The sequence below is a fragment of the Candidatus Chlorobium masyuteum genome (genome assembly GCF_011601315.1).
Classification (GTDB): Bacteria; Bacteroidota; Chlorobiia; order Chlorobiales; family Chlorobiaceae; genus Chlorobium; species Chlorobium masyuteum.
In genome coordinates, this window is record NZ_JAAORA010000003.1 from 154,268 (window position 1) to 166,971 (window position 12,704).

Genomic DNA, 12,704 nt, shown 5'->3' on the forward strand with positions numbered 1-12,704 from the left:
ATGAAAAAAAAGATTTTCTGGGCAGTTGCCACCATCCTGCTCGCACTCCTCGTCTTTACCCAGTTCGGCTCCTATGAAGACAAGGCAAAGCGCCGGTTCAAGGTGTTGAACGAACCTTCCGATGAGGTTATTATCGGTGTTTGCTGGCCATTTTCCGTCAACCGTGACGGCATGGCCGATGGACTTCATCTGGCGCTGGATGAGATCAACTCCCGCAGGCTCGCAGGCCCTTACACCATCCGCCTTGTTGAACGGGATGATGAGTTTGACAATAAAAAGCATAAAAAAATTGCCAGGGAGTTTGCTGACAGAGCTGACATGAGCGCTGTTCTGGGCTACTACGATGACGGCCCGTCAATCAGGGCATCATCGATCTATGAGTCGAGCCGGCTCCTGCATTTGATGATCGGTGCCAACAACACCGACATGACCTCTCACGGATTCAACTATATCAACCGCACCATCCTGTCAAGCGACCGGATCGCATTGAAACTGGCCAAACTGACAACAGATCTCGGTTACCGCAAAATCGTTGTCTTATGGGAGGAGGATGCCTATGGAGAAGATCTGGCCTATCAGTATCAGGTCGGACTTGATCAGCTCAATGCCCAGGTTGTCTATCAATGGTCCTACTCCCGTAAAAATGTTGATTTCCGGCTGCTGGTCAACGATCTTAAAATTGTTGATGCCGATATGATCTTTTTCAGCGGTCTCGAACCTATCGCGGGTGATTTTTTACGCATGGCAAGGAAGGTCGGGCTGAAAACTCCCGTTATCGGCGCGTTCAGCAATACTCCCGAAATGCGTGCACATGCCGGTGCCGTTGGATTCGAAGGGGCGATTATGTTCGATTTCTATAATCCCCGCTCACAAACCCCTGAAAACCAGCTCTTCGTCAACAAGTTTTTTTCGCGCTACGGTCGCTATCCTGATGCCTGGGCCGCCCAAAGCTACGACGCACTCCATATCCTTGCAAAGGCAATCAAGTTCACCGGCTCACGCAACCCTCTTGACCTCTCCTACGCCATCAGATATGCCGATGCATATAACGGTGCAAATGGCCGATATAAATTTGACCGGGCGGGCAATCTTGAAGACAAACCTATATATCTTTACAAGATTCAGAAGGGCGTCCCGGTACTTCTCGAATAAAAAGTACCTCTTTCACTCTATTTTTGCTTCCGCACTGAATTAGGGTATTTTTGAGTATATTTATTTACGTGTATTACGTGTAATAAGTGCAATCAACTTTTCAACGCTTTGAAATAAAGGAGATTACTTATGAAAGAGAACACAGACGAAACCTCTGCCGAGGTGGTTGCTGAAAGTGTCAACGACACTCTTGATCGTGATCAGCGTGTTGAGAAACATGCAAGAAATCACATTCTGACAGCAATGGGCATAGGACTTTTTCCTCTGCCGATCATTGATATGGTTGCGCTGGTCGGTGTACAGCTTGACATGATCAGGACGATTGCCAATGAATACCATGTGCCATTCAGACGCGATCTCGGAAAATCCGTCATCACAACCCTGCTTGGCGGTTTTGTACCTGTTGCACTGGGCGGAACGCTTGCCAGTCTGATCAAATGTATTCCCCTCGTTGGACAGTCTGCCGGCGCAGTTACCATGCCGGTTGTCGCAGGAGCTGCCACCTACGCGATTTCCAGGGTATTTATCCAGCACTTCGAATCAGGCGGCACGTTTCTTGATATGGATCCTGCCAAGGTAAAGGTCCATTTTGCCGAGCAGTTTGAAAAAGGGAAGAAGGTTGCATCCGATTTGAAGAAAGAGGGCAAGGCAAGCCCGGCTAACTGATTACGTCCACAAGGCAACCACAGCTTTCAAAACAGTGCGGAAACCCGCTACGTATTTCTGCACTGTTTTGTTTTTTTCTCTTTTTTCTTTTGAATTTCATCCGGGAACAAATGGCTACACTCATCTACTTTGCGCTCTGTCTGCTGATTGCCACGCTTGGCAAAAACAGAAAATTCGGTTTCTGGGGCTATTTTTTCTGCTCTTTTTTCCTCTCTCCCGCTGTAGGAGCACTCCTTTTTATTGCTTCTGACCCGCGTCCGAAAGAGGAGAACAAATCTCCTGATGCTTCTTCCCATTCAGAAGCGGGAACAAAGAGGCATATCCCCGCCTGAAGATACCCCCTCGGTTGCAAATCTACCGGATCCCGGCTTGAAAGATGATCCTTTTGAGCATTACACACAAAAAAACGGGCACATCCAATAATTGTCCTGAGCGTTTTAGTTTCAGGCCCCGCATACCGGTAGCGATGCCCGAATGTTAATGGCATGCTGAACATGACTTCGTTGTCTGACGATGCAGTTCATCATCCGGTGCCCCTGAACTGCTTATTCGAGATGGAAGGTTTTCAGCTCTTGTGCCGGAAGGGTTGCCGTTGCCTCCATTAATCTCATCCTGAGGTATAGCCTCTTCCCGGAAGCCTGAGGATGTAAAGGCTCCAGCATGGCGATGATGATGATAGTCAGAACCATCATGCTCCGGCATACCATCTCCGGTACCTTGCTCTATCGAAAGCGCTGCAAGAGAGAGACGTTCACCTGAAAGAGCTGCAACCGCCCCCGCTTCGTTACGATCCCACGATTTTGAAATTCCATTGCCCAGATCAATAATTCCTGAAAAAGGCTGGATACCCGTCAAGGTACCGACACCCGTAAAGAGCGAAAGCAGCACGATCATCACCATCTCTGTCGGACGCCTGAATCCGGAGGCTGTTTTTGTTTTAAGGTAGGAGAAGAACGCCTTCCAGTTAATCAAAAACAGATGGCAGAGCGAGAAAAGTGAAAAGGCGAATCCGAAAATAGTGTGCTGCTGCTGCCATGCCTGTTTGGAAAGTCCTCCCATCTCCCACATGCCACCCCGGCTTCCCGGAAAAATATAGAGGATCACTCCCGAGAGTAAAATCATAAGGAAGGAGAGAAAAAGGCCGAAGCTTGTAAATTTCCGCCAGCTGAAAAAGGTGTTCATGATCTACATTCCATTCAAAATCATTATCAAGAGATCTATTCTGTTCTATGCTCTATGGAGTGTGACGCTCATTATTCAGCTTTCCTGTCCTGCAAACTCTTTATCCTGACATTTTCCGAAATGTTGAACTTTTCGTATTATCGCTTTGTTTATTAAAGTATAGATATATAAGAGGACAAGACGGGCAACGAGAACAGAAATCCTATTATCAAAAAGGTTTTCCGTTCAATCTAATGGAGACTAAAATGCCTGAAATCTTAGCAATTTTAATGTCTGTGGTCTGGATGATCTGCATAGCTTTCTCATTTACCTTCGGGGGACTCATCCACCTTCTGGTAATTTTTCCCTTTCTGCTGATTATCTACCGCGTAGCAATGAGAGAGGAGTGTTATTAGGCTGAACAACATTGCTCAGCATTGGACGTCAAGCCGGGAACAAAGCGAACCGACCATAGTTACACCACGTTGTACTGCATCCTGAAGTCATTATAGAGAAACATGTTAACTTTCGCCAAATGAAAAAGGATCTCACAGTATCAGCAACATTCACCAATGGGCGAAGTGCAAGCGAAAAACGAATTGATGATCGACGGAAGGAGCACCGACGGGCCGGGTCATCACCTGAAGAGATGCACCGATTGATCCATGAAATGGCTATTCAAAAATTCGAACTTGAAATGCAGAATGAGGAGCTTCTTCAGGCCAGAGAAGAGCTGAAAGATGGGCTGGATAGATTCACCAGGCTTTATGATTTTTCGCCCGCAGGTTATGCGACCCTTGCACGCGACAGCACGATAATCGAAATAAACCTTACCGGTGCCGGGATGCTTGGTGTAGAGCGATCACTGTTGGCGGGTGATCGTTTTGGAAGGTTTATTGCGCCGGATGATCTCGCGATTTTTAACGCTCTTCTCGACAGGGTGTTCAATCTGAAGGAGCAGGGCAGTTGTGACCTCTGCCTCCTGCAGAGTAAATCTTCAAATCAGAATCATGGAAGTCAGGCAAACCTCATTCCGGACATGTCAGAGCAGCTGAAGGTTCGTATTGAGGCTATTGCGAGTGATGACACTCAGGAGTGCCTCACCGTATTCACCTCTGTAAAAGGATAACGCCGACAGGACTATTCGCTTCATCCGTATGCATGAACGGTTTATTGCGAAACCCGGAATTGGACGTGATTTCATAATGAAAACAACAGATACAACTTATGAGCTTCTGGCGTGCGATAATGCTCAAACCTCTCTGTGCGGTGATTGTCTGTTCAACAGCCTTGTTCGGAATGATGATGCCCCCGGGAGTTTATGGGGTGCCGATGCCCTCATCACTTCGGATGGATTATACCGAATACAATCAGCTCAGCATCGTGTTAAAAAAATTCGGCTGGCTTGAACAGGAGTTCAAGGCCGATAATCTGCCTGTCAGCTGGATTTATAGAGGAAAAGGAGAGGATGGAATCAAATATTTGGCCAAAGGAACGGTCGATTTTGTCTCTGTAGATGCGTTAGGCGCTTTTATCAGTAAAGCAAACGGTCACCCGGTCAAGACGGTCTACATGTTTTCGCGACCGGAATGGACAATGCTGCTGGTGACTCGGGACTCTCCCTACAACTCTCTCGTGGAGTTAAAGGGAAAAAAAATAGCAGCATTAACAGAAAGCTATCCCTGGTATTTCCTGCTTCGTGCACTGCATAAGTCCGGCTTGCGGAAGGGAGATGTTACTATTCTGCCACTGCAGCTTCCTGACGGACGAACAGCTCTTGAAGAGTTGAGGGTTGACGCATGGGTTGGCGCAGAACCATTTATTGCCACCAGCCGGCTGGAAAGTGGTTTCCGAGCGATATACCGAAACCCCGAATATAACAGCTCCGGGTTCTTGAATACAACAGAAGCATTTGCTGCAAAATATCCAGAGGTTGTTGCCCGGGTTGTCAGGATTTATGAGATGGTGCGCAAGTGGGCAATCCGCCATCCCGATGAGTTGGCTGAGATCTATGCGGATGAAACAGGAATCTCTTTGCCTGTTGCTCAATTGATAATCAGTCAGATTGATTTGTCGCGTCCGCTTCCGAACAGAAGTGATCTGAAAATATTGATGGATGCAGCTCCTCTGCTGGAAGCAGAAAAACTGATTAAACAGGGGACAGCGGTGGAGCGGGTAGTCGGGGATCTGGTTGATTTCAGTTATCTGACACAAAAATAATGATATAAAGATTAACTCCTGACGGCAATAGCCGGCGAGAGTTGATCGGAATGCAGGAGCGTGATGACAAATGGAGACGAAAAAGAGGCGATTTACACGGCACGACACGGTGCAACATATTACGGAATAACATATTAACAGGAGATATGCAATGAAAAACAAAACATTATTAGTTGCAGGAGTTCTTTTTGGAACACTGCATCTTAATGTTCCGGATGGGATGGCCATGAGCCCTGGAGGCAGAGGTGGCACATCAATTGTTATCAGTACACAACCACGGTTTATCGACATTCCGGATCAGGGGTTCTCTGTATCAGTAGGAAGTCCTTATGATATAGTCAGTTACAATAGTCAATACTATCTGTACCAGAATGGTTCGTGGTATAACTCAAGGGACTACAGAGGGCCATGGCAGGTAACTCGCGAGAGCAACCTTCCAGAAAGAATAAGACGACATCGTATAGCCGATATTCGACGCTATCGCGATACAGAGAACAGCAGACGTGGAAACAATGGTCAGAATCAGCGCGATAACAACAATAACAATCGACGGTAACACTGTCCGGTTCAGAGAAAGAAGAACAGAAAGGCTTTGATGATAACAAGAAGTTTTCGATAAAATAACCAGGAGAAAATCATGAAATACTATGCACTCTTAATTTTACTTTCCGTAGCTCTTGCCGGATGCTCATCATCACTCAAAGGTAGTGTTGGCAGCACCAGCACTCCTGAGCCGTCAAAAACAGGCAGTAACATGACCGCCAGCAAGTAACCACATCAAAAAATTTACAACAAAGCTCCGTTATTCGCTACGGAGCTTTGTTGTATAATATATATTATGTAAAGTAAGACTATTCAGAAAAAATTTAAGTATCTCTCCTCTCTCCCGCACAGAAGCCTGATCGGGGCTGTCAGATTACTCTCAAGCCAGTTCCTGTTTCTATTGCTTTCTCACCTGGATGCAGAAACATGCACAACGATGAACGGAACATCGTTTTGAGGTGTTATGCATTTGTTACGTATTCCGCTTCTATATTTCAAGTATCAATTAAACTTCGGGGGTACCATGAACACAAAGTTTGATTTATCTAGGCTGTTGAGAATAATGGCTCTCTTGGGCTTATTCCTGAATATGACCGGAATAGCTTATGCAAACAATTTTTTTGCTGCCTACAACGTCGCTCAGCAAGGTGTCACCATACGCACACTGAACCTTCAGCAGGTCGGTGTTATCCCGACATCACATCCTGTCAATGGTGTCACTGCTGGCCCGAATAATGACCTCTATATGGTCAATCAAAATCATATCTATAACTATTCGGTTACCGGGCAACTCATCAAGGATATGAATTTTCCTGATTCCGGAATCAACTACACCGATATTACTGTTCGCGGTAACAGGGTTTACGCTTCCTATAATGGCACTCAGCAAGGATTTACTGTTCGCGATCTTGCTTTGAATCAACTCGCTTTTTACCAGACAGGATTCAATATTAATGGTATCGCTGCAGGCACAAACAATGATCTCTATCTGGCATCCGGGAACAAATTATACCGATATGGAACCAACGGTGTACAGCTTAAAGTCATGACCTTTCCTGATCCAGGTATTGTCTATAATGATGTTGCTGTTATCTGCGGAAGACTTCTTGCCACTTACAGCGGCTCACAAAAAGGGTTCACCATCAGGGACCTCGTCACCCTGGACCAGTATTCGTTTGTCCAGACTCCTTTCGTTATCGGTGGAATAGTTGGGGGCTCCAATAATGATGTCTACATAAGCGGTGCAAACAAACTCTACAACTATACTCTTGCAGGCCAGCAGATACAGTCATTCACCTGGCCACAGGCAAACCTTGTTTACGGTGACCTCACTCGATAGGCTTTAGCTCATTTGAGATTTGCCCGCTGGCATTGCATTACAAGGCATAAAACCGGCGGGCATTTTTCAGCTGCCCCTCTCTCTTTGAACCTCTGACCTTTATCGTTTAAACCGCATTTACATTATATTACTTTATGTGTGCTGCTACTTCAATGAAGTCAGTAACTACAGGCTTACAACATGTATACAACGCCATAATCGATTAGAAATTCGATGAAAAAATCGCTCTGGTATGCAGCGGGAGTTACAGCCCTGCTTTTCGGCAACCCTCAGCCTGATGCTCAGGCAGAGATCAGTGTAGCGATCACAAAGGTTTCGAAACCAACGTTTGTCATCGATTCCCGACCAGTTTTCGTCAAGCCTGCGAATCCGGGATTTTCCATAGCTTCAGTAGGGTTTTATGACCTCATCTCTTATGAGAACCGCTACTACCTCTACTATAATAACGCCTGGTACCTCTCGTCAAGCTATCGTGGGCCCTGGAGTGTGATTCGAGCTGATATGCTGCCGCTGAAAATCAGAAAACAGAGCATTTCAGAGATAAGAAGCTCCCGGGATAATGAAATTCGTAAGCTCAAGAACAGAGCTGATCTCCTGAAACAGCAAACCGGGCTGAAAAAACAGCGGACCCTTGAGCAGAAGCAGAGCGACGAAAGTTACAGGAGAACGCTCATGGAGCAGCGCACCGACGAAAACACCCAAAGGAGTCTCGACGAAAAGCGGACGGATGCAACGACCAAAAGGACCCTCGACCAGCAGCGCAGTGACGAAACCACAAAAAGAACCCTCGACGAAAAGCGGACGGACGAAACCTACAAGAGAAATCTTCAGCAGCAGCGCAGCGATGACACAATAAAAAGAGCTCTTGAAGAGAAGCGCACTGACGAAAGCTCCAAAAGAACCCTTGAAGAGAAACGCATTGATGAAAACATCCAGAGAAAGCTTGATGAACAGCGAAGTGATGAAACAGACAAAAGAAATCTTGAGCAGCAGCGCACGGACCAGTACAACCAGAAAATACTCGATGAACAGCGGAGCAAGGAGAACAATTGAAATGCCCTTTTCCGGTGCTTGCCACTCCCCTTCCCGTGGACAGAAATGATCCGCTATAATCTTTAATTACAAGAATATAGATCGATACAGACTATTGTAATTATGATCAAGATCGGCTGATCATGTCGATATAATATTTCATTACAAGAATATAGCGATGCCGAAACTGTCACCGAAAGGCATAAAATGGCTGAAAGGGTTTCATCTTGTTGCTGTGGGCTCATGGATAGGCGGAGCAATCTCCCTTCTGGCACTCTATTTCCTGAAAAGTGATGTGACTGACGGCGGGGTTTTGTTCGGAATAAACCGGAGCATTCATCATGTCGATATGAACATCGTGGTGATTCCCGGTGCCATTGGAAGCCTGCTCACCGGCCTCTTCTACTCAACCTTCACGCACTGGGGATTCTTCAGGCACACATGGCTGACCTTCAAGTGGATAGTAACCCTCACGGCAATTCTTTTCGGAACCTTCTATCTTGGCCCCTGGGAAACCACCATGATGGAGATCTCCGGCAAAATCGGGATTGCATCATTAACCGATCCCGCTTACCTCTACAACCAGAAGATGAACCTTGTGTTCGGAACCATTCAGGTTCTGGTGCTGCTCATCACCATCTTTATCTCCATTTTCAAGCCCTGGAAGGGGAAAAAACAGGCAACGTGAAATGAAAAATGGAGCCGCTTTCGGGATTGCTCTCAGCACCAACAGTTCCGCCATGAGCTTCTATAATCTCCTTGACAATGGAGAGCCCAAGTCCTATTCCACTCTCTTCCTGCTGTCCGGGCACCCGGTAAAACTGTTCAAAAAGGTGCTCCAGATGTTCAGAAGCAATACCCTCACCACTGTTTGCAACAGAAAACCTTACATTATCCTCATCTTCACAAGCGCTTATGGTTATTGATCCCTCAGGTGGAGTAAATCGCAGTGCGTTGGACAAAAGATTGGCAAAAACATGACGGATACGCTCCGGATCGGCCATAACTTCCGGTACTCCTTCCGGAACCGTGTTTACAAGATTCACCCGTCTGTCGCGGGCTTCTGCCGTAAAAGGATCAACACCTTCGGTCGCGAGCCGAAAAGGAGAGCAGAGCTGAATGTTCAGGTTTGCCTTACCGGACTCTATCCTGTTGAGGTCGAGCAGATCATCAAGTATATGTGAGAGGCGTTCACTCTCTTCACGCGCAGCATACAGCAGCTCGGCCTGTTTGCTGTTCAGAGTTCCGATGCGCTCTTCAAGCAGCAGATAGATTGACATTCTGAGTGAAGTAAGGGGTGTTCGAAGCTGATGGGAAACGGTAGCAATAACACTTCGTTTCAGCTCAAGCTGCTCTATAATTTGCGTGACATCCCTGAGTATCAGGGCTGTACCGGCAGGTACAGGCACTGCCTGTGGCAGAAAAAAGCTCTCCCGGTTTCCGGCAAAATGCTGGATATAGCGCTTGTTCTCAAGCGTGTCACCGCCATACTCCTGCTTTTCCTTGTTCTGCAACAACTCCGTCATCCACTCGTGACCAAGATCATGAACATTTACGCCGGGCTTCAGGCCGAAATAGTTCTCAGCGGTTTCGGTCGATACTTCAATCTCGCCGTTCTGATCAAGCACAGCTATCGGCACAGGCAGCGCCTTGAACACCTCCTGTGTGGCACTTCGTGTTCTGAGAAGCGTATCCATATCGGTTTTGCGCATCTTGCGCAAGGTCGCCGCCATATCGTTAAATGACCTCGAGAGCTGTCCGATCTCATCGTTTGATGTGGTATCAAGCACCAGATCAAGGTTCCCCCTGCTGATCTCTTCAGCAGAAGCAATCAGTTTTTTTATCGGCATGAGAATCCAGCGATGTGCCTGAAAACTGAAAAGCAGGGCAATAACGGCACAGGCCAGAATTACGGCAAGCATTGTGTTATGAGCAGATGCCGCCATGCGGCGGGCACTGTCATTGGCCCGGTTCATATTCGCCTGATTCATTTCAAGAACCTCTCCGGAGAACTGCTTGATTTCCTGAAACAGTGGCAGAAGAGTCTGGAAATAACGTTTCTGCCTTAGCGAAAGATCCTGGGACTGGTCGGTAACCAGATCAATAATCCTGGAATACTCGATGAAGAGTGCCCTGATACGCATCGCTTTCTGATGTTCGCCGGGCAGGGTAATATTGCCAAGCTCAATCTGGAGTGCATTCCTGAAGTTATTTTCAGGCAGCCGGATTGAGCTCAATCCCTCGTCATAATGACCGGTAAAAGTCAAAAGAACACCCCGGTCGATCTGCTCCAGCGACTCTTTCATTTTCTGGCACGCAATCACACTCCGATAGTTCTGCCGGAGAATGATGTCAATGGCACCACCAAGAGAATCAATCTGGCGGATAGTGAGCACGCCCATAACAAGCACCAGCACAAGCAGGCCGCTGAATCCGAGTATAAGTTTCTGCCGTATCCCGATCATCATGAGCCTTTGTTACTGATACGAGTTGCGGGTGCGGAGATAAATGGTCATACCTTGATCGGTAAAATCACAAAGGGAATGCCGTGCACGTAAAGGTTCCGCTGTATGGCAAAAACCGTATAGTTGTGCAGCCAGCGATCCATCAGGGACTCTTTGCTGAAGACAAGCTGACCTCCGAAAAAGACGATATCCGGATACTTTTCAGTAATAGCCGGAACAAGCTTGTTGACTTCGTCCACCACATCCGTCCCGATGGAATAGTATGCTTCCGAATAGTAGCCATGCGCTTTCATATAGTCCATATATTTGGATGTCTCGTTGCGAACAAAACTGCCGAGATGGTCAATTTCATCCGCCCCCTTGAAGTTTCCGGCATCAATGGAACCGATTTCAACAAACACATAATTTTTGTAGCTGTTGCCAAAGAGACGGAAGACGCTGAAGAGCGTATGCAACCCAAGTCCGTTAAAACCATTCACCAGTATCGCTGCGGTTTTGCCCTTCGGATCAAAAACAGGGTCCGGAGTGGATTTATCACGCTCTTTGTCGTGAACATCCGACCCCGATAGCACTGCCGCTTCAACAATTACTTCAAGCCGTTTCAGCGAATGAGCGGTTTTGTTATAGTGATTCTTGATATAAAACGAACCCAAAACCAGAATACCGGTAATCAGAATGGTCACCCATCCCCCCTCATTGAACTTGAGGACCAGAACCGAAATCAAAATAAATGTTGTCAGGGTCAATCCAACGCCATTAATCACCAGTTTCTGCAGCCAACCATTTTCTGTATCTCTTTTCTCCCACCAGTGCCTGACCATACCGAGCTGTGAGAGCGTAAAGGTTATAAACACATTGATACTATAAAGAACGATCAGAAAATCGACTGATCCATTCGATGCGAGCATCATAACAAGTGAAGCAAAACCCATCACCAGAATCCCTTTTTCCGTCACCAACCGGTCACTCAGCATGGCAAAGCGTGTAGGCAGCCACTTGTCAAGCGCCATATTTGCCAATACCCTCGGCCCGTCAAGAAAACCGGTCTGTGCGGCAATAAAGAGCAGAACTGCTTCTGAAAAAAGGGTAACCCAGACAAAACCGACCCCGTAAAAGCCGCCCCAGGAAGCTGTAATGCCTTCAAACAGAATGGCATTCATAGTCTTGCCGGGCGTGTCACGGACATCAAAAAGGATGTATGCGAGCATCAGCCCCATGACGGTCACGGAAAGAGAGATTGCCATGTACTTCATGGTTTTTTTTGCCGTCTCAACCTTCGGCTCACGCAAAACAGGCAAGCCGTTGCTGACCGCCTCAATACCGGTGAAGGTACCGGCACCAAGGCTGTATGCCTTCAGAACCAGAAAGAGCACCCCGAAAACGCCGAGGGTGTTAAATGAAGTGGCAAGCTCACGACCGGTCTCGTGATAGACCGCACCGAAGTTCCCCGCGTGGGAGAAGACCGCATAGACTATGACAATGAGGTGTGTAGCAACAAAAAGCAGGAACACAGGCACAAGAGGCATAACTGCCTCCTTGATTCCCCGAAGGTTCAGAACAAGCAGTATAGAGACTCCGAAGACGGCAAACCAGAGTTTATAACCGATGAGGCTGATGGGCAAAAAGCTGAAAATGGCATCCGCACCACTGGCAATAGAGATGGTAATGGTGAGGATGTAATCGATAAGCAGCGCACTGCCGGAAATAACTCCCATCTCGGGAGAAAGCAGTTTGCTGGCTACAAGATAACCGCCGCCGCCATGAGGAAAGAGTTCAATGATATGGGAATAACTTGATGCAATGATCAGAATGGTTATTCCGGTTCCCAAAGCCACAAAAATACCGAGTGTAGGGTGCCCCTGAAGAGCCTTGAAGGCTTCTGCGGGACCATAGCAGGATGAGGAGAGACCATCAGAGCCGAGCCCTACCCATGCAAGAAAAGCGGAGAGTGCAAGCTGATGGAATATCTTGTGATCACGAAAATCTCTTGCACCGCCGAAAAAAAATGTTTTAACCTGCCTGACTGCCTTTTTGATTGTCATAATAACAAAAAATATTTGCGCCGGTGATATGCGGTGACAAACTGCACCTCGTTATCATAATCCGGCAAAAATCCGGAACACATT

13 protein-coding genes are annotated in these 12,704 nt (G+C 47.1%); 10 read left to right on the plus strand and 3 right to left on the minus strand.

What is annotated here, in order from left to right; translation table 11 throughout:
* From G9409_RS07290 to G9409_RS07300, 3 genes are all read left to right on the plus strand, one after another.
* Positions 1–1,152 (plus strand): ABC transporter substrate-binding protein, encoded by a 1,152-nt coding sequence (locus tag G9409_RS07290; protein WP_166808145.1) that lies wholly within the window; start codon positions 1–3, stop codon positions 1,150–1,152.
* 129 nt (positions 1,153–1,281) lie between these two features.
* Positions 1,282–1,818, plus strand: coding sequence for a YcjF family protein (locus G9409_RS07295; RefSeq protein WP_166808146.1), 537 nt, complete (start codon positions 1,282–1,284; stop codon positions 1,816–1,818).
* A 110-nt stretch (positions 1,819–1,928) separates the two neighbouring features.
* Positions 1,929–2,150, plus strand: coding sequence for a hypothetical protein (locus G9409_RS07300; RefSeq protein WP_166808046.1), 222 nt, complete (start codon positions 1,929–1,931; stop codon positions 2,148–2,150).
* 145 nt (positions 2,151–2,295) lie between these two features.
* Here the strand turns inward: G9409_RS07300 and G9409_RS07305 are convergent, their stop codons facing one another.
* Entirely contained in the window at positions 2,296–3,000 is a 705-nt protein-coding gene (locus G9409_RS07305) for a DUF4405 domain-containing protein (protein ID WP_166808147.1), read from the minus strand.
* A gap of 514 nt (positions 3,001–3,514) precedes the next feature.
* On the opposite strand from G9409_RS07305, the gene G9409_RS07310 reads away from it, so the two are divergent.
* The 7 genes from G9409_RS07310 (at position 3,515) to G9409_RS07335 (ending at position 8,801) form a co-directional block, all read left to right on the plus strand.
* Entirely contained in the window at positions 3,515–4,108 is a 594-nt protein-coding gene (locus tag G9409_RS07310; RefSeq protein ID WP_166808148.1) for a hypothetical protein, read from the plus strand.
* A 98-nt stretch (positions 4,109–4,206) separates the two neighbouring features.
* The gene (locus G9409_RS07315) at positions 4,207–5,199 is read left to right on the plus strand and encodes an aliphatic sulfonate ABC transporter substrate-binding protein (protein WP_235923263.1); all 993 of its coding nucleotides are present in this window, start codon (positions 4,207–4,209) and stop codon (positions 5,197–5,199) included.
* A 151-nt stretch (positions 5,200–5,350) separates the two neighbouring features.
* Entirely contained in the window at positions 5,351–5,755 is a 405-nt protein-coding gene (locus tag G9409_RS07320; RefSeq protein WP_166808149.1) for a YXWGXW repeat-containing protein, read from the plus strand.
* 81 nt (positions 5,756–5,836) lie between these two features.
* The gene (locus G9409_RS12100) at positions 5,837–5,971 is read left to right on the plus strand and encodes a putative periplasmic lipoprotein (protein WP_268896864.1); all 135 of its coding nucleotides are present in this window, start codon (positions 5,837–5,839) and stop codon (positions 5,969–5,971) included.
* Between the two features lie 360 nt (positions 5,972–6,331).
* Positions 6,332–7,081, plus strand: coding sequence for a hypothetical protein (locus tag G9409_RS07325; RefSeq protein WP_166808150.1), 750 nt, complete (start codon positions 6,332–6,334; stop codon positions 7,079–7,081).
* Positions 7,082–7,294: 213 nt separating this feature from the next.
* Positions 7,295–8,134: a hypothetical protein gene (locus G9409_RS07330; RefSeq protein WP_166808151.1), complete on the plus strand. Its 840-nt coding sequence runs from the start codon at positions 7,295–7,297 to the stop codon at positions 8,132–8,134.
* Positions 8,135–8,291: 157 nt separating this feature from the next.
* Entirely contained in the window at positions 8,292–8,801 is a 510-nt protein-coding gene (locus G9409_RS07335; RefSeq protein WP_166808152.1) for a hypothetical protein, read from the plus strand.
* Here G9409_RS07335 and G9409_RS07340 read toward each other — a convergent pair.
* Positions 8,767–10,581, minus strand: a complete 1,815-nt coding sequence (locus G9409_RS07340; RefSeq protein ID WP_166808153.1) for a sensor histidine kinase — start codon at positions 10,579–10,581, stop codon at positions 8,767–8,769. The two genes, G9409_RS07335 and G9409_RS07340, sit on opposite strands and share 35 nt — an antisense overlap.
* Positions 10,582–10,625: 44 nt before the next feature.
* Positions 10,626–12,620: an APC family permease gene (locus tag G9409_RS07345; protein WP_166808154.1), complete on the minus strand. Its 1,995-nt coding sequence runs from the start codon at positions 12,618–12,620 to the stop codon at positions 10,626–10,628.
* Positions 12,621–12,704: the final 84 nt, after the last annotated feature.

Excerpts from the sequence above, each read along its gene's own strand:
- G9409_RS07290 (WP_166808145.1), top strand. The coding sequence starts at position 1 with ATGAAAAAAAAGATTTTCTGGGCAGTTGCCACCATCCTGCTCGCACTC.
- G9409_RS07335 (WP_166808152.1), top strand. The coding sequence starts at position 8,292 with ATGCCGAAACTGTCACCGAAAGGCATAAAATGGCTGAAAGGGTTTCAT.
- G9409_RS07300 (WP_166808046.1), top strand. The coding sequence starts at position 1,929 with ATGGCTACACTCATCTACTTTGCGCTCTGTCTGCTGATTGCCACGCTT.
- G9409_RS07310 (WP_166808148.1), top strand. The coding sequence starts at position 3,515 with ATGAAAAAGGATCTCACAGTATCAGCAACATTCACCAATGGGCGAAGT.
- G9409_RS07315 (WP_235923263.1), top strand. The coding sequence starts at position 4,207 with ATGAGCTTCTGGCGTGCGATAATGCTCAAACCTCTCTGTGCGGTGATT.
- G9409_RS07325 (WP_166808150.1), top strand. The coding sequence starts at position 6,332 with ATGACCGGAATAGCTTATGCAAACAATTTTTTTGCTGCCTACAACGTC.
- G9409_RS12100 (WP_268896864.1), top strand. The coding sequence starts at position 5,837 with ATGAAATACTATGCACTCTTAATTTTACTTTCCGTAGCTCTTGCCGGA.
- G9409_RS07345 (WP_166808154.1), bottom strand. The coding sequence starts at position 12,620 with ATGACAATCAAAAAGGCAGTCAGGCAGGTTAAAACATTTTTTTTCGGC.
- G9409_RS07320 (WP_166808149.1), top strand. The coding sequence starts at position 5,351 with ATGAAAAACAAAACATTATTAGTTGCAGGAGTTCTTTTTGGAACACTG.
- G9409_RS07340 (WP_166808153.1), bottom strand. The coding sequence starts at position 10,581 with ATGATGATCGGGATACGGCAGAAACTTATACTCGGATTCAGCGGCCTG.
- G9409_RS07295 (WP_166808146.1), top strand. The coding sequence starts at position 1,282 with ATGAAAGAGAACACAGACGAAACCTCTGCCGAGGTGGTTGCTGAAAGT.
- G9409_RS07330 (WP_166808151.1), top strand. The coding sequence starts at position 7,295 with ATGAAAAAATCGCTCTGGTATGCAGCGGGAGTTACAGCCCTGCTTTTC.
- G9409_RS07305 (WP_166808147.1), bottom strand. The coding sequence starts at position 3,000 with ATGAACACCTTTTTCAGCTGGCGGAAATTTACAAGCTTCGGCCTTTTT.